Genomic DNA, 16418 nt, shown 5'->3' on the forward strand with positions numbered 1-16418 from the left:
GCGGATGCGTTCCCTTCTTGAGTGGGGGTCGGGACTGTCTGGGTGCGGGTCAGGCGCAGCAGGACAGCTTCGCGACGTCGGTGGTGAAGGCCTTGGCGACGATCCGGATGCCTTCGGTCATGGTCAGGTAGGGCGCCCATGCGTCGGCGACCTCGGTGAGGGTCTTGCCGAGGATGTGGACCCCGGCAGCGGCGAGCTCGCCGGCGTCTTTGGCGACCGCGGTGAGTCCGAGGATCTCGCCGGTGTCGGCATTGGCGACCATCTTGATGAACCCGCGGGTGTCGCGGTTGACCAGCGCCCTGGGCACGTAGCCCAGCGGCAGCACCCGGCAGTCGCAACGGATCCCGGCTGCAAGCACCTGGGACTCGGTCATCCCGACAGCGCCGATCGCGGGGCTGGTGAAGGTCACCCGCGGTAGCCGGGTGTAATCCACAGGCCGCTCAGCACCGGCGAACGCGTTCTCGGCGACCACATTGCCGTGGTGGGCGGCGACGTAGACGAACTCCGGGTGCCCGGTCACGTCGCCGGCCGCCCAGATCCGAGGGTTGGAGGACAGCAGCTGGTTGGTGACCACGATCTCGCCCGCGTCACCGGTCTTCACCTCCACCGCATCGAGGTTCAGCCCGTCGGTGACCGGCCGTCGACCGAGGGCGACAAGGACCTGGTCGGCGCGGAATTCCTGCTCGCCGCCGGAGATGTCAGCGGTGACAACAACCTGGCCCGTGACGGCGTCGTGGGCAACGCGAGTCGGTGCTGCGCGGCGGACCACGCGGATGCCTTCGTCGGCGAAGACCTCCTGCAGCGCCTTGGAGACCTCCGGCTCCTCCTTCGAGGCCAGCCGGGAACGAACCAGCACGGTGACCTTCGACCCGAGACGGGCGAACAACTGGGCCTGCTCCAAGGCAACGTAGCCGCCGCCGAGCACCAGCAGCGAGTCGGGGACCTCGGTCAACTCCATCGCCGTGGTCGAGGTCAGGTACCCGACCTCGTCCAGCCCGTCGATCGGCGGCGCCCAGGGGCGGGCGCCGGTGGCCACCAGGTAATGCTCAGCCGCGATGGTCTCGACGGTGCCGTCAGTCGCGGTGACTTCGAGGAGCGGTGCGTCCGGGGTGCCGGCGAACGCAGCGTTCCCGTGTCGGATCTGCCAGCCGTAGGCATCGGCGACGTCGACGTACTTCTCGCCGCGCAGTTCCTCGACGAGGTCCTGCTTGCCGCCGATCAGAGCCGGCATGTCCACGGCGTCCGCGGTGGTGGCGATCCCCGGGAATCGGCTGCCCGCGTCGGCGGCGGTCTGGCGGGCCTCGGCAGCGGCGATGAGCGCCTTCGACGGCACACAGCCGGTGTTCACGCACGTGCCGCCGAACGTGTCGCGCTCGACCATCACCACCGACTTGCCGAGTGCGGTCGCATGGATGGCGGCGGCGAACGCGCCTCCACCGGACCCGATGATCGCGAGGTCGTACCTGCTCTGCATCCCGATTCCTCCCCGGAGTGTTGGGAAAAGCTCCTGATGCAGCAACAATGGACCTTCCAGTACAGGGGAAGGTCAAGCGAGACCTGTGACACACGGGAGGTTGGATGCGGATCGGGGAACTCGCCGAGGCGTCGGGGACGACCACGAAGACCCTGCGGTTCTACGAGGAGCAGGGGCTGCTGCCACCCACCGAGCGCACCATGTCCGGTTACCGGGACTACACCACCGAGGCCGTTAGCCGGATCGACTTCATCCACCGCGGCCAAGCCGCAGGATTGACCCTCGCCCAGATCAAGCAGATCCTCGACATCCGCGACCGCGGCCAGGCGCCGTGTGGCCACGTGCGCGACCTGCTTGATGCCCGCCTGGCCGACATCGAGAAGCAGATCTCCGACCTCGTCGCCCTCCGTGACAACGTCTCCGCGCTCCGCGACGCTGCCGCCGACCCCGAACCCGACACTTGCGCCACCGCCGATGTGTGCCGCTACCTCTGAGCCGTCGCTGGATGGCCAATAGGTTCAGCCAGATCACGAATTCACCCGGCTCGTCCGCGGCAGTGCGCTTTCTGTCAGGCGGCCACATCGGTGACCTCGCAGTCACGCGCGGCGGATCCAACCGCAGGCTCCCGGCATCGGACCGCACGGGCACGGGTGGTCCCAAGTCAGACCGTCACAGTGGTCCTGAGTCGGGTTGACACAGCCAGGCCCGTGCTGGCGAAGATCAGGTTCTTGGTGCTGCCCTGCACTCCATCCCCGTGCTCGTACGCCGCCACCAGCGAAGCCAACTGGTCCTGATTGAGCTTGTAGATGTCGGCGTACGTGCTCAGCCGCTGAGCGAGAGATGCAAGCTGAGCGATCGACCAGTCCTCGATGTAACCGGTGATGAGGTCGCGCTTCGTGTCGGCCTGGCCAGGCTCTGCACCAACTCGCCGCCATTCCAGTCGGAGCTCGTCAGGGAGGACGGAGTCCAACGCGGCCCGCGTGTACCGCTGGATCAGCGCGTCGCAGATCGCCGTGGTCAGCGTGCGCTTCGATGCGACTGCCGGAAGTGGGTTCACCTCGGTTGGGCGGAACCATCCGTCGAAGTAGTCAGCCATCGACCACTCCTATCGAGTCCGAGTTGGCGGTGCCCGTGCCGAGGCCAGTGGTCATGACTTCGACCGTGCCGGTTTCGCTGACCCACCACACCTCGATCTGGGCAGCGGTGAGGGACCCGGCCGTCTCGGCGTACAGATCGCGGTAACGCGGGAAGTCTGGCAGCGCGATGACACTGCGCCAGGTCGGTTCCTTGCCCCGTAGCCGCATCGCTGCGAGGACGGCTTGGGAGTACCAGTGGCCGGCCTGCGTGCTCGGACTTGTGCGTTTGACCGCGCCTGCTCGCGCCGGGTCGGCGTACGTCCGGCTCGGGAATCCTTTGACCTCGACGCCGGCGGTCCGACCGCCCCGCGATGCGATGACATCGATCCCGTGCTCCTTGGTGGCCGTGTTGGCCACCGACAGGATTCGCCAGCCTTCCCCCGCGAGTGAGGTCACCAAGGCCGCCTGAACGTTGGCCTCGGTGTGCCATTCTTCATCGGCGAGCGCGGCCGGAGCGGCCGTTGAGGTCGTCAGCGGATCGCTGGACGAGGCAGAGCTGTGCCGGCTGGCCGGAGCTAGTGTGCGGGATTCAATCTCGCCGGAGATCTCGAAGCCAAGTGCCGCCAAGTGGCGTCGAGCGGTGTTCGACATGAACTCCGACCTCGGGATGCCTGTGGCCGCTTCAAATGCCTGGATCACGGGGTACCAGGTCTCGCCGACCCGCACCGCATGCTCGCGGATGGCGTCCGGCAGCACATCGGCCAAACGGGCGGTGACGTCCTCGCGAGCGATCTCGTAGCGCTGACCGTTCAGCGTGAACCGTATTGGCCCGCGGCCGTGACTCTCCATGGGTCGCAACTTACGACAGGCGACCGACGGAAGAGATCGGATCAGCAGGTCGAGGACGCCCCACCCGTTGAGACTTAGTCGAAAGTTGGAAACGCCCCGCACTCACTCACCGACCAGCGCACCGCGACCACATCCCCAGGTCCTCCGCACGGGCCCGACGCATCAGGTCGAGGTAGGTGTCGTGCCGCGAGACCGGGTTCGAGCTCTCCCGGGCCTCGGCCGCACCTGACCTGATTTGCTCGGCGCCGATGTCGTGCCCGTCGGCCTGGACGTAGCGCAGAGAGCGCCCGTACACGTCGGTGTCGGCTTGGGTCGGGTCGCTGATGAGGACCACGAGCGCGCCGCCCGGCAGCAGCAGCTTCAGATGCCGGGCAGCCGCGTCGCCGTAGCACTACCCCGCCTTGCCGGGATGCGGGATCTCTGGGGCGCTGATTCCGAGGAACCGCACCCGAACCGTCCCGCCGTCGCGGGTAGTCACCTCGACGGTGTCCCCGTCGAGGACGTATGCCACCGAGCCTCGCGTCCGCCGCGCCTTGCCGTGCGGCCGATCGGCCACCCGCTCGGTGGCAAGGCTGCCCCGGCCGCGGTCCGCGAGGAGATCCCCGCCACCGTAGAGGCCGATGCCACTGACGACGCCGCGGAGGCCGGTGAAGATCACCAAGCCCACGATCGCCAACGACACCACTCGTACCGGTGTGCTCGCGATCATCGTGGCACCCCGGAAGGCCCGGTCGCGACGGCGAACTGGCTCGTCACGACTCCGAGCACCATCACGCCACCTGGACGCCGGAGATCTCTGTAGCCGCGCTCGAGTTGTCTCCACCGACCTCGGCCGTCTCCGGCCCATCCGTCCCGAACTGACGCAAGCGTCGCACGGTCGCCTGGTCCAGCCCGGTCAGCTGCACGATGTCCTTGACCGTCAGCTTCTCGCTCATCAGCCGCTCGATCGCGGCCGCGGCCGTGACCTCCGCGTCGATCACCGCCCGCTCGGCCTGCGTGCGCTCCTCCCACGCCACCTCGACGTCGACCGCTGCCTCGTCGATGCGCCGCTCCCGCGCGATCTGATCCGGGTCGAGCTGCAGCCGGCGCTCCCGCGCCGCCTTCAACCGTGCATCACGTGCCCGATCCCGACCCGCCTGTGCCTGCGCCGCCGACTTACCCATGGGGACCACCTCTTCCTGAGTCGACAGGTCGCGGAACGCCCGCGACCCCTACACCCGGGACAAGCAACCCCCCGACCCACGGATCGGACGTCACCAACCGACCGAACTTCGAACACGACCAACCCACTCAAGAAACGCGCGAATCCAACGACCGCGAACACCACCAGAGCCCTAGGACCTCATGCACTTTCGGATTGGTGAGCGAACCGGCGTCCGATCCGGGCGGCTCGGTGTTGCTACTCCCGATGTGATGGGTCTGCACAAACTGACGGCCGGGGACGGGTACACGTACCTGACCCGGCAGGTCGCGGTGCACGACGCCACCGATCGCGGCCACGCGGGACTGGCCGATTACTACGCCGAGAAGGGCGAAACACCGGGCCGTTGGTTCGGCGCCGGGCTCGGCGCTCTCGACCTCGCGGCGGGCTCCGAGGTCACCGAGCAGCAGATGCGGAACCTGTTCGGCGAAGGGCGCCACCCCGACGCCGAGCGTCTCGAAGACGCCGCTCTCGACGCCGGACGGACCATCCGCCAGGCCAAGAAGGCCTCCCAGTTGGGACGCGTGTTTGCGATCTACACGGGCAACCAGCCCGAGTTCCTGCAGCAGAGCGCGAAGCGGTACACCGCCTACAACCTCGAACGCGGCCAGAAGTGGGACACCGCGGTCCCGGCCGAAGAACGCGCCCGGATCCGCAGCGCGCTAGGCAACGAGATGTTCGAGCGCGAGCACGGTCGCACACCGCTCGACGACCGCGAACGCGGCTCGTTCATGGCGAAGTCGACCCGCCAGCAGACCACCGCAGTCGCCGGCTACGACCTCACATTCATGCCCGTGAAGTCGGTCTCGACCCTGTGGGCTTTGGCCGATCAGGACGTCGCCAAGCAGATCGAAGACGCACACCACGAGGCCGTCGAGTCGACGCTGAAGTGGCTCGAGCAAGAGATTCTGTTCACCCGCCGCGGCCGCGGCGGCCTCCAGCAGGTCAAGGCCCAAGGTCTAATCGCGGGGCTGTTCACCCACCGCGACGCCCGCTCCTCTGACCCGCACTTGCACACCCATGTCGCGGTCAGCAACAAGGTTCAAGACGCCGACGGCAAGTGGCTCGCGGTCGACGGACGGGTCCTCTACAAGGGCAACGTCACGCTCTCGGAGATGTACAACTCCCTCCTCGAAGCCAACCTCATCGCCCGACTCGGTGTGCAGTTCGAGAACCGGCACACCGGCCTGAAGAAGGACGCAGAGAAGCGCGCGGTACGCGAGATCGTCGGCGTCGACGAGCGCCTGGCGAAGGCGTGGTCCAAGCGCGACACCATGATCGAGGCCCGCCGACGCGAGATTGCCGCTGCCTTCCAAGCCGAGCACGGCCGCCCGCCGACCGAGGGCGAGGCTGTCACGATCAAGGAACAGGCCTGGGAGCAGACCCGCCGAGCCAAGCACGAGCCCCGCAGCGAAGCCGATCAGCGGGCCGCCTGGATGCACGAGGCGACCGCAGTCCTCGGGGGCGAGCAGGCGGTCCACGACATGACCGAGCGCTGCCTAGGCCACCGTCCAACGACACGTGACCTGACCGACGAGTGGATCACGGAGACCGCAGAGCGGGTCGTCAACCGCGTTGCGGAGGACCGCGCACGGTGGCAGGTCTGGCACTTGCGAGCCGAAGCGCACCGCCAGGCCAGGGTCCATGGCGTCGCCGCCAGCGAACTCGAAGCGACGATCGACCGCGTCGTCGCGGCGGCGATCACCGACCACTCGATCGCCGTCGGCGATCCCGATCCGCTCGTTCGCGCCTCAACGACAGCGGAGCGAAACGTGACGATCCCGGTTCCCCTCCAGCGCACCGAGAGCGCCGCCGAGGGTGGCCAGATTGTCAGCGTCTACAGCCTCGCCGGCGCCCGCCAGTACACCTCCCAGGCCGTCCTCGATGCCGAACAACGCATCATCGAGTCGGCCCGGCGTACGGGCGGCCGCATCATAAGCGAGGTCCGGGTCGGCATTGCGATCGCCGAAGCAGCTGCCAACGGGCTCCCGCTCAACGCCGCCCAGCAGTCCCTCGTGCGGGAGATGGCTAACAGCGGCCGCGACGTCCAACTTGCCCTCGCCCCTGCCGGAACCGGCAAGACCACCGCCATGCAGGTCCTCACCCGCGCCTGGCAAGACTCCGGAGGAACCGTCATCGGCCTCGCCCCATCCGCCGTCGCTGCCCAAGAACTCGGCGCCTCGATCAACCCCGAGAACGGCGCTCCCGGAGCCGCCGACAAGACCAAGATCACTCTGCGTGGCCCGTGGCGCCCCGGTCGGACCAAGGTCCGAGCGGACACGCTGGCCAAGCTCGTGTGGCACGCCAACAACGGCCGCGCCCCGAAGTGGATGGAGAAGATCGACGCCAAGACCCTCGTCCTCGTCGACGAGGCAGGCATGGCCGCCACCACCGATCTCGCCACGGCGATCGACTACGTCACCTCCCGCGGGGGCCAAGTGCGGCTCGTCGGCGACGACCGCCAGCTCGCCTCCGTCGCCGCCGGTGGCGCGCTGCGCGACATCGCCCACCAGGTCGGTGCCGTCACGCTCTCGGAGGTCCACCGCTTCCGCAACCGCGACGGCAGCCTCAACCACGCCGAGGCAGCAGTAACCCTCGCCTTGCGCGAGGGCGACCAGTCTGCGATCGCGTTCTACGCCGACCGCGGCCGCATCCACGTCGGCGACCTCGGAGCCTGCGCCGACCAGGCCTACGCCGCCTGGGCCGCCGACCGCGCCGACGACACGGACTCCGTCCTCATCGCACCCACGCGCGACCTCGTCGCAGAACTCAACACCCGAGCCCGCAACGACCGCCTCACCGGCAGCACCGAGCAGGAGATCGGCCGAGTCCTCACCCTCGCCGACGGCACCAAGGTCTCCGAAGGCGACCGGATCATCACTCGCGAGAACAACCGACTCCTGCCGATCACTCGCACCGACTGGGTCAAGAACGGAGACCGGTGGCACGTGGTCGCCGTCAACGCCGACGGCTCCCTGAAGGTCTCCCACGACAAGCTCGGCAAGACCATGACGCTGCCGCCCGACTACGTCGCCGACTCCGTCCAGCTCGGCTATGCGACCACCGTCCACGGTGCGCAAGGGATCACCACCGGCACCTGCCACGTCGTGCTCACCGGCGATGAGGACCGCAACCTGCTTTACGTCGCGCTGTCCCGCGGACAGTTCGCCAACCACCTCTACCTCAACGTCGCCTCCGACGGTGACCCGCACAACCTGATCCGACCCGAAGCCCTCATCCCCCCGACCGCACTGGACCGCATCGCGGAGATGCTGCGCCGTGACGGCTCCCCCGTCTCCGCGACGACGACGCTGCGCGACCAGCGCAACCCACACCGGCTGCTCGGTGACCTCGCCGCGCGCTACCACGACGCCGTCACCGCGGGCGCGGAGAACCTCATCGGCCCGGTGGGTATGGGCAAGATCGACGCCCACGCCGAAGCGCTCTCGGCCGGTTGGACTACCAGCCTTACCGAAGCGCCGGCGTGGCCGACACTGCGTTCCCACCTCGCGCTCGCCGCGCTCGGCGACCTGAGTCCGCTGAAGCTGCTGACCGCCGCCGTCGCTGCCGGGTCACTGGCCGACGCCCGCGATCCCGCTGCTGTTCTCGACGCCCGCGGCGACGACCTTCTCGCGGCAGGCGGACACGAGTTCAACATCGCCCGAACCGGCGAGTATCTCGACGACACTCCGAGCTTGCCGACCGATGCGCCGCTCCCCTGGCTTCCCAGCATCCCCACCCGGTTGGCCCAGAACCACGACTGGGGTCCGTTCGCGGCCGCGTACCACCAGCTCGTCGCCGAGCAGATCGCCAAGGTCCGGCAAGAGGCACGCGGCTGGACCGGCGCCACCGCCCCGGTCTGGGCACAACCATTCCTCGAAGACGAAGACACCGACCTGCGAGCCGACCTCGCAGTCTGGCGCGCCGTAGCACGCACCGACGAGAACGACCTGCGACCCACCGGCGACCGCGCCATCGGGGCGCCCGGCACCCACCAGGCGGCGCTGAATCGTGCCGTCCGCGAGGCGCGCCCGAGCTACCCCTTCGCCCAGCGAAGCTGGTATCAGGCGCTCCCCGAAACAGTTCGCCACGACGGCTGGATCACCCCGCTGTGTCAGCGGCTCGCCCGCCTCGAGCGCGCCGGATTACCGGTGGCCGACTACATCCACCAAGCACTGAACTGCGACCCCGCAGCCGGCGACGGCCCCAACGAGGACGCCTCACCGCGACCGCTGCCTGATGAGAACCAGGCCGCCGCCTTGTGGTGGCGCCTCGTCCCGCACCTCGGCCCGGCCGCCCTCGGCGCCGAGCGGCACTCCGCCAACCTCCTCCAGCCCGCCTGGCGCACCACCCTCACCGAACTCGTCGGCACCACCAAGGCCGACTACCTGCAGAAGGCGCCCGCATGGCCGGCGCTCGTCGCCGCCGTCGACGAGGCCTGCGAACACCACGGATGGACGCCGGCCGACATCCTCTCCGCCGCACTCGCCGGCGTCCCCCAAGACGGCAGCCTCACCGGCGTCGAGGTCGCCGACGCGCTCGTGCTGCGCATCGCCCGACTCACCGACCAGCCGCTCGACAGCGCACCGCCACCAGACCCCGGGGCCGACCCACACCACGGCCTCGCCGACGTCGACATGCCACCGGACCCAGACCTTCTCCCGCCCGACGACGCCGACGACTTCATGGCCGCCTTCTACCGCGACCAGCCCGACGACCCCGCCACACCACTCCCCTACTCCCCCAGCCCCGAGGAGTACGACGACCTCACCGACCCCTACGAGCCCATCGACTGGGCAACCAGCGACAAGGCGACCACGCCGCCGGACCACGACCCGGTCTACGGCCGCACCTACGCACCCGACCCGTACGCACCGACGTTCAGCTGGGAGCGCGACAACGACACCGACGGCCGCAGCGCCTTCCCCGACCCCGGCGAACTCCCAGCCGAGCACATCCACGAGCTCAACCGGCAAGCGATGGCCTATTTCGAGACCTGCTACCCGCGCTCCTGGGCCCCGGACTACATGCGCGACCGGGTCGGCACCGACCTGACCGACCACCCCACCTACACGGTCGGCTACGCACCCGGCGGCGGCCGCAGCCTCATGCGGCACATGACCAACCAGGGCGCCACCCTCGACGAACTGGAGCAGGCCGGCCTCATCTCCCTGCGCGAACGCAACGACGGCAGCACCTACTACACCGACTTCTTCAAGGACCGCCTGGTCATGCCGATCCGCGACCCGCACGACCCGACCGGCCAGGCGATCCTCGGCTTCGTCGGACGCCGCAACCCCACCAAGACCGACGACGACTACGCCGGACCCAAGTACCTCAACACACGCACCACCCCGGTCTTCACCAAGGGCGAAGCACTGTTCGGCTACGCCGAGACCCGCGACCTCCTCACGGCCGGAGCGCTCCCGGTCATCGTCGAAGGACCCATGGACGCCCTCGCCATCACCCTCGGCAGCAACGGCACCGCGGCAGGCGTTGCACCGATGGGCACCGCCTTGACCATCGACCAGATCAAGCTCCTGCGCAGTCACATCAGCCTGGTCGACGGCCGCGACAGCATCGCTGTCGCCACCGACTCCGACCCAGCGGGATGGACCTCCGCACGCAAGGCCTTCTGGCATCTGACCGCCGCCGACCTCGACCCCACCCACCTCGAACTGCCCGACGGACTCGACCCTGCCAAGCTCTTCGAGACTGAAGGCGCTGCCGCGATCACCGCCGCCATCGAAAACCGAGGCCCGCTCGGCGACGCCATGGTCGAGCACCTGCTGCGCACCGCCGGCCACTGGTCCGACACCGACGTACGGCAGTCGATCATCCACCAGGCCGCCCGCATCCTCGGCTCGCGTGGCTCCGAGAACTGGCTCGCCGGCTTCGAGCGTCTCCACGACAAGCTCCACCTCGCCCCCGGAATCCTCGAACACCAGACCATCACCGAAAGCATGGAACGCGATCTCGACCGCCAGGCCTACGCCCGGGCACGCATCGACGAGATCAACGACGAGGCCCGCAAAAAGGCAACGAAACGTGACCCGCAGAACCGTCGCCGCGGCATCGAGCAGCGGCTCGCAGCCACCACAACGACACCGCGCCAGAATCCCGGTCTACCCGCCACCGAGACCAAGCCGAGCGGACCGGGGGGATCCTGACAGTCCCAAGTCTGTGTGCGGGGGAGGCGATGGAGGGCGCGCTGTTCGGAAAGTGGTGGCTAGTACCAGTGTGGTTGATCTGAGCTGCGGGTTCGGATCCGCCCGCGCGAGCGCTGGGCGGGCAGTAGTGCCTTGTGTTGGGTGCGGATCGCGTCGTACAACGTTCCGCTTGCGTCCTTGTCACGAATGGAGACGAGCATGGCGAAGGGCACCTTGCTGGGCGCGTTGTCGATGGCACCGGTGCGGCGGGCGACATAGGCGACCTCGAGCCGCGGCAACTCGACCTCGCCGGGCTTGAGGCTGACCTTGTGGTAACGGACGGTCTCCCACTTGCCGCTATCGCGCAGTTGCGCTTCGTTCGCGCCCTTGGGCGCACCCAGGCTGCGTGCCGTTGGCTCCTGGCTTTGCTTCCATCCGTCGATGAGCAACTGCCTGGCCTCGGCGCTGCGGACATCGAGCGTCTGTCGTTTGGCGTCGGTTCCAGGAGGTGGGGCGAAGCCGTACATCTGGTGATGCGGCCGCAAAAGCATCTCCAGAGCCGCGTTGGTGTACTCGGTCGGCTCCGTTGGGTCGACAGGGGTCGCGTAGGCCAATGTCAACCGTAGGTCGAGGTTTCCGGTCGAGCCTGCTGGTACGGGAACTTGGTAGCCGAGCAGGTCGCCTCGTTCGATGTCGTCGACGATCAAGATGTGGGCCTCGTCGGGTCCACATTCGAGCGCGTCCTGAAAGCTGAGCGCGTGTCGGCCGTATCCAACCTCGTGACGCAGCTTGTTGTGGCTGCGGTGTGGCTCAGCGAAGTGAGTGATGAACGCTCGCAGAACGCTGCTGTTGACCCGCGGAAGCCGTGTGATGAGGTCAGCAAGCGCATGGGTGGTCACCGGTGCTGCGAAGCTGGTGCCCGAGGCCTCCAGGAACGAGCCGTCGGACCGGAGCACGTCGAACAGTCGGTTGTCGACCCCGCCGAACTGCACGCCGAGCGGTTGAACTCGTGCGCCATGTCGTCCCGGGCCCATCGAGGAGTACGGAGCCCGTGCCCACGGCTTGGTCGGCATGGGGGCATCGCAGGCTCCTACCGCGATGCCGTTGGCCATGTCAGCAGGCACCTGGACGCGGTGCAGTCCTGTGGCGCGGTCCTGCTCACCGTCGTTGCCCGCCGCGATCACGAAAAGGACATCGTTCTCCCAGGCGAGTTGATCGAGCTCACTCGTCCATCGGTTGGGCTCGAGGTCGTCCTCGACAGCAACCTCGGGCCCGAGGCTGAGATTGACTAGCTTGTGGCCGCCCGTCTCGATAGCCACCTTGATCTGGTCGAGAACCCAGTAGCCCTCGAGGTCCTCTTCATCGATCGGGGCGGGGAGGACTCGGAAGCTCTCCACTGGCAGCGGTGGCTGCGGGGCCTGCTGCCCGGGGGCGACGAGGCCATAAAGGACGGCCCCGGTCACGCCAGTGCCGTGGTCGAGGGCGTCCCGGTCCACGGGTTCAGACGTCAAGTCCGGAGTGGCGATTGGGAAGAGTTGTGACGCTCCGTTCTGGATGTCGACGCCACCGTCGAAGACTGCGACCTTCACCGAGGTGTCCACCGGACGACTGCTCGCCGGAGGACCCAGCCGGTTGCCGGACCGGAGCCCAAACCGTGGGCGGGGCCGGATGGCCGGCATCGGGCGCAGAGTACGCAGCGGGTTGAACGAGGCCAGTGCGGCGGCGTCCTCGTCTGAGGGCATGGTGACGGGCGTGAACGTGAGGCCGCCGACCTGGCGCACGAAGTCGCGGTGAACGTGCCCGTTGTGAGTCTCGATGAGTTCGAACCATCTCAGGAGCGTGGCCTCCTCCAGTGGAACCGCGTCACCCGAGAGCGTGGTCCGTGGATGGAGTATTGCCTCCCACGTCCGTGCACCTACGTGAAGTGCTGCATCCTCGATGGCGTGGTGTGGAGCACGCAGCACTCGAGCTGGATCGGGAAGGGCGACTTCATCGAGCTTGCGGATCTCCGCGAACGCCTGCGCCTGCGTGCGGCCATGGCCCCCGGTACGCACGAGCGACTCGAATGCGGCGAGCCCGGTGTCCGGCACGGTGAAGACGAGACGCCGGGTCTGGACCTGCTCGCTCTTGGATGAGGTCTGGTAGAGCCCGACGTCAGCGCGGGAGCCGACCGGGGTCGCGCCGATCTGTGCGAGAAGGGGCGTCGGGAAGTAGGACGGGGCTAGGTAGTTGGCAACGAGCTTGGCCTCTACGTAGATCCGGTCCTCGGCGCGCAGTTGCTGGGGTAGGTCTCGAACATCCTCCAGCGCTGTGGTGAGTTGCGGGAGGAGGAAGCTGGCAGCGTCCTGAGCGGTCCGCGGCTCGTACTTCGGTCCACCGCCGCCACTCGGTGCGGTCACGTCGATCTTGAGAGCCTCGCCGTTGACCAGCAGCGGCCGGCTCTGCGCCTCGGCACCTGCTTGTGACATCCCGCGCCCCTCCTACTCCCTCGTCAATGAGCGACTGCCTGTCCAGCCTGTTTAGCCGGGCCGGTGCGTTTCAGCGAGGCGGCGACCGTGGGATGGCTGACGCCAACCAACTCCGCGATCTGCCTGTTCGAGAGACCGATTCGGCTGCGCAACGCGCCGATCACCTTGTCACGCACTCGAGGGTCCGCGGAGCCGATTCGAGCAATCTCCTCCAGCAGGACTGCCTCGACGCCGGCGTCCCTCAGGACAGCTCGTCGCATCACCAGCGACCACATCCGCACCACGTCCGAACTGCTGTAGCCCTCCGTGAGCTCTGCGGCGAGCTCCCGGATCGACGGCGAGACCTCCCCAGCTGTAGTCGGAGCGCCGGCAGCGGCGTAGGCCAGGATCGCCGCGCGTTCGCCGACCCCCGGCAGTGAAAGCTCGACAGATCGGTCGAAGCGGCGGGCAACAGCTGGGTCCAGCAGTTGAGGATGATTGGTGGCCGCGACCAAGAGGCTGGTGTCGGGCCAGCGATCGAGCTCGACGAGCACGACGTTGACGATTCGCTTGAGCTCGCCGATGTCGGCGTCGTCGTCTCGCCGCTTTGCTATCGCGTCAAACTCATCGAGGAGCAGGACGCACGGGCCTGACTTCGCGTAGTCGAGCACTGCCTTGATGTTGCGGCCAGAGGACCCGAGGTAGCTTGAGACCACCGAGGAGAGGTCCAGGGTCACCAATGGCAGCGACAGCGACTGGGCGAGCCACCGCGCTGTCATGGTCTTCCCGACGCCTGGGGCTCCACTGAGTAGCAGGGTCCGGCTCAGCCCGATGCCGGCGCGGTATAGGTCTTCGCGTCGAGCCCATTCTGCGAGGATCTCACTGAGTTCGGCTTTCGACGCGTGGTCGAGTACCAGGCCGTCACCATCGGGAGTCGCGTCGACCTCCGCCAGCTGGATCGCGGTGTCGCCCTCGGTGGGGATTGTGCCTCCGGTGAACCGCAGCTCGGTTCCGGTGCTCGCCGCGACCATCGCCTCATGCAGGGCAACCCGGAATGCTTCCGCGTCGTGCACAGCTGGCGGTACGGTCCTCAGCAGCCGCGAGGCTAGTTGCCGAACTCCTGCGCTATGTCCGCGAGTACCGACCCGGACCAAGTCGAGCACCGCCCGCTCTAGTCCGTCATCAGAGTGGTAAGAACTGCTTCGCCTTTCGGTCACCCTTACCACTCTAACCCGTTCGCACCGACCCGGCCCGCGCGACCGCGCGAATGCCATGGAAGAATTCGTGCCATTCGTGTACCCGGTTACCACGTCCGAGGCTGGCGACGCGACGGTTGGCCGCACGATAGATCGGCTGGCGGCCGGGCTGGCACTGGCGCGAGCAGTGGATGTGCTGGGCATGGCTCGGGACCTCGTCACCTGTTGTGCATCGACTCGACCCAGCGGTCGATCAAGTCATTGACCCAGCGGCCTGTGCGCGACCACCGGCGGCCTCCACCCGCGTGTTGGCCATGTGTTGCGTCCAGGGTCGGGTTCAGGCGTGTGAGGTCGGTGCGCGCGTCGCCGGCCGCGGTGGCCTGCTCCGTGGTGCAGTAGGGCTGGGTCGTGTGCGAGCTGTGCTCGAGGTGGTGCGCCGCAAGGCTGAACCGGAGTGGCGCGGGCGCGGGCTGTCCGCCGGGATGGGCGACCAGGGTGACGAACTGCTCGAGCTGGCCTGCACTGACGCCTGCGCATAGGGTAGCGACGTTGGGTCGCCCCGAGACGGGCTCGCGGCCGGCCTGGCGGATGTACTCGGGGTCGTCGAGGTCGCCGCTCATCTCTAAGGCGACCTCGGTCATGCTGATCTGGCCTGAGCAGGCCAGGCACGGTCGGCCAGGAACCACCGTCTGCACGCGCCGCGTCGCGCCCCTCATACCGCCGGTAGGCAGGGTGTCGATGGCGATGCCGCCGTCAATGACCGGGATGAGGTCGGCGTAGGCGATCGCGTTCAGGATCGCGCGGGGCCAGGGCCGGTCGACGCAGCTGAAGATAACGTCGTAGTCGAGCGCGGATGCAAGGCCGGTGGGAGTGCAAACGCTGTCGGCGTGCCGGTGCACTCGCAGTGTCGGCGCCGTTGCCGCCCGGTGGGCGAGCCGGGCGGCAACGTCGATCTTCCGGCGATGCAGTCGTGCGTCGCGACGGGTGGCGCCGATCATCCTGTCTCGGTTCAGTTCCTCGACGTGGTCGTAGTCCATGACTCCGATCTCGAGCAGGCCGGTGGCTGCCAGCCGTTGGACGATGTCGAGGCCGACGCTGCCCACGCCGACCACGAGGACTCGGAGCCTGGTGATGTCGCGGTGGAGGTCTTCGCCCCACGCGGCAATGGTCCGCGCTTGGGACCGTTCGTCGATCACGGTCCGGACGAGGTCGTCGTTCCACGCGTTGGCCATCGTGGGCCCGACACGACGCACAGAGCCGGCCCAGCGGGCCGTGCCATCGACCCACACGCGTGCAGACCAGGTGTTGTCGCCGGCAAGTGTCATTCCGACAAGCGGGAGCCCGGTCAGCTGCTGTACGAGTCCGGCGTACGAGGACTCGCAGTCGGCGTCAGGTCCGCTCATGGCCTGCCATCCACGGGCACCGGGGTGGCTGTGCAGCAGCACGACACCGCGACCGGCACGTGCGGCTTCGCCGGCGACCCGTAGCACGTAGCCTCCGGTGATCGTGGCGTTGCCGTGCACCTCCCGCTCCCCTTCGTGGGGTAGCTCGACCGTGGCGATGATCCGGGTGGTCCGGGTCGCGCCGGTGGAAGGAACGTAGGTGGCCAGGCAGATGTCCTCCTGGCCGTCGGGGCGAAGGAGGTGCGCGGCGAGCTCGGCGTGGACGGTCTCGTTCATCGCGACCGAGTGCGCATACGTCCTCGAGGCCTTGCTGCTCAGCGGCGCCGCGCTCGGTGCTCGCTTCTCACGCGTGCGGCAGGCCAGGGTTCGGACCAGAGCCTGGGCGTTGCGTCGGGCGGCCACGTTAGGCCGCCTGGCCGAGGACGCCGCGGACGTGGGCGAGCCAGATGTGGATGGGCTTGCGGGTCAGGTTCCACGGTCCCGAGTCGCGGGAGTGGCGGCGCCACCCAGGGGCGCAATCGGTGGTGTCGGTGTTGGTGTGCGCGAAGGTGACCTCGTCGGGAAGGTGGATCCAGTGCGGTGGCACCATCGGCCAGGACCGGACCTCGCTCACACTGACGCCG

11 protein-coding genes and 1 pseudogene are annotated in these 16418 nt (G+C 68.2%); 2 read left to right on the plus strand and 10 right to left on the minus strand.

What is annotated here, in order from left to right; all coding sequences use genetic code 11:
- Positions 1–49: 49 nt before the first annotated feature.
- Positions 50–1519 (minus strand): mercury(II) reductase, encoded by a 1470-nt coding sequence (merA, locus tag ABD671_RS19265; protein ID WP_425574939.1) that lies wholly within the window; start codon positions 1517–1519, stop codon positions 50–52.
- Positions 1520–1578: 59 nt separating this feature from the next.
- On the opposite strand from merA, the gene ABD671_RS19270 reads away from it, so the two are divergent.
- Complete coding sequence (locus ABD671_RS19270; RefSeq protein WP_115922095.1) at positions 1579–1968, plus strand: heavy metal-responsive transcriptional regulator; 390 nt, start codon at positions 1579–1581, stop codon at positions 1966–1968.
- Positions 1969–2135: 167 nt separating this feature from the next.
- On the opposite strand, the gene ABD671_RS19275 is transcribed toward ABD671_RS19270, so the two are convergent.
- The 5 genes and pseudogenes from ABD671_RS19275 to ABD671_RS19295 all read right to left on the minus strand — a co-directional run bounded on the left by ABD671_RS19275 (position 2136) and on the right by ABD671_RS19295 (position 4562).
- Positions 2136–2570: a hypothetical protein gene (locus ABD671_RS19275; protein ID WP_344735089.1), complete on the minus strand. Its 435-nt coding sequence runs from the start codon at positions 2568–2570 to the stop codon at positions 2136–2138.
- Positions 2563–3399 carry a hypothetical protein gene (locus tag ABD671_RS19280; protein WP_344735090.1) on the minus strand — a complete coding sequence of 279 codons (837 nt, stop codon included), beginning with the start codon at positions 3397–3399 and terminating at the stop codon, positions 2563–2565. The genes ABD671_RS19275 and ABD671_RS19280 overlap by 8 nt, the downstream gene beginning before the upstream one ends.
- A 106-nt stretch (positions 3400–3505) precedes the next feature.
- Positions 3506–3775 (minus strand): annotated as a pseudogene (locus tag ABD671_RS19285) (thermonuclease family protein); the annotation flags it as partial.
- Between the two features lie 15 nt (positions 3776–3790).
- Positions 3791–4108, minus strand: coding sequence for a thermonuclease family protein (locus ABD671_RS19290; RefSeq protein WP_344735091.1), 318 nt, complete (start codon positions 4106–4108; stop codon positions 3791–3793).
- A gap of 61 nt (positions 4109–4169) precedes the next feature.
- Entirely contained in the window at positions 4170–4562 is a 393-nt protein-coding gene (locus ABD671_RS19295) for a hypothetical protein (protein ID WP_344735092.1), read from the minus strand.
- A gap of 250 nt (positions 4563–4812) precedes the next feature.
- Between ABD671_RS19295 and mobF the strand changes: the two genes are divergently transcribed.
- A complete protein-coding gene (mobF, locus tag ABD671_RS19300; protein WP_344735093.1) occupies positions 4813–10770 on the plus strand; it encodes a MobF family relaxase in 5958 nt (1985 codons plus the stop codon).
- A 59-nt stretch (positions 10771–10829) separates the two neighbouring features.
- On the opposite strand, the gene ABD671_RS19305 is transcribed toward mobF, so the two are convergent.
- From ABD671_RS19305 to ABD671_RS19320, 4 genes are all read right to left on the minus strand, one after another.
- Positions 10830–13217, minus strand: coding sequence for a S8 family peptidase (locus ABD671_RS19305; RefSeq protein ID WP_344735094.1), 2388 nt, complete (start codon positions 13215–13217; stop codon positions 10830–10832).
- Positions 13218–13240: 23 nt separating this feature from the next.
- Positions 13241–14227 carry an AAA family ATPase gene (locus ABD671_RS19310; protein WP_344735095.1) on the minus strand — a complete coding sequence of 329 codons (987 nt, stop codon included), beginning with the start codon at positions 14225–14227 and terminating at the stop codon, positions 13241–13243.
- A gap of 383 nt (positions 14228–14610) precedes the next feature.
- The gene (locus ABD671_RS19315; protein WP_344735096.1) at positions 14611–16071 is read right to left on the minus strand and encodes a ThiF family adenylyltransferase; all 1461 of its coding nucleotides are present in this window, start codon (positions 16069–16071) and stop codon (positions 14611–14613) included.
- Between the two features lie 127 nt (positions 16072–16198).
- Positions 16199–16418 (minus strand): hypothetical protein (locus ABD671_RS19320; RefSeq protein WP_344735098.1); only part of this gene is annotated, 220 nt, incomplete at its 5' end.

Source organism: Nocardioides fonticola, from assembly GCF_039536805.1.
Taxonomy (GTDB): Bacteria; Actinomycetota; Actinomycetes; order Propionibacteriales; family Nocardioidaceae; genus Nocardioides; species Nocardioides fonticola.

Coding starts and splice junctions, on each gene's coding strand:
- ABD671_RS19270 (WP_115922095.1), top strand. CDS start 1,579: ATGCGGATCGGGGAACTCGCCGAGGCGTCGGGGACGACCACGAAGACC.
- ABD671_RS19275 (WP_344735089.1), bottom strand. CDS start 2,570: ATGGCTGACTACTTCGACGGATGGTTCCGCCCAACCGAGGTGAACCCA.
- ABD671_RS19280 (WP_344735090.1), bottom strand. CDS start 3,399: ATGGAGAGTCACGGCCGCGGGCCAATACGGTTCACGCTGAACGGTCAG.
- ABD671_RS19290 (WP_344735091.1), bottom strand. CDS start 4,108: ATGATCGCGAGCACACCGGTACGAGTGGTGTCGTTGGCGATCGTGGGC.
- ABD671_RS19295 (WP_344735092.1), bottom strand. CDS start 4,562: ATGGGTAAGTCGGCGGCGCAGGCACAGGCGGGTCGGGATCGGGCACGT.
- mobF (WP_344735093.1), top strand. CDS start 4,813: ATGGGTCTGCACAAACTGACGGCCGGGGACGGGTACACGTACCTGACC.
- ABD671_RS19305 (WP_344735094.1), bottom strand. CDS start 13,217: ATGTCACAAGCAGGTGCCGAGGCGCAGAGCCGGCCGCTGCTGGTCAAC.
- ABD671_RS19310 (WP_344735095.1), bottom strand. CDS start 14,227: ATGGTCGCGGCGAGCACCGGAACCGAGCTGCGGTTCACCGGAGGCACA.
- ABD671_RS19315 (WP_344735096.1), bottom strand. CDS start 16,071: ATGAACGAGACCGTCCACGCCGAGCTCGCCGCGCACCTCCTTCGCCCC.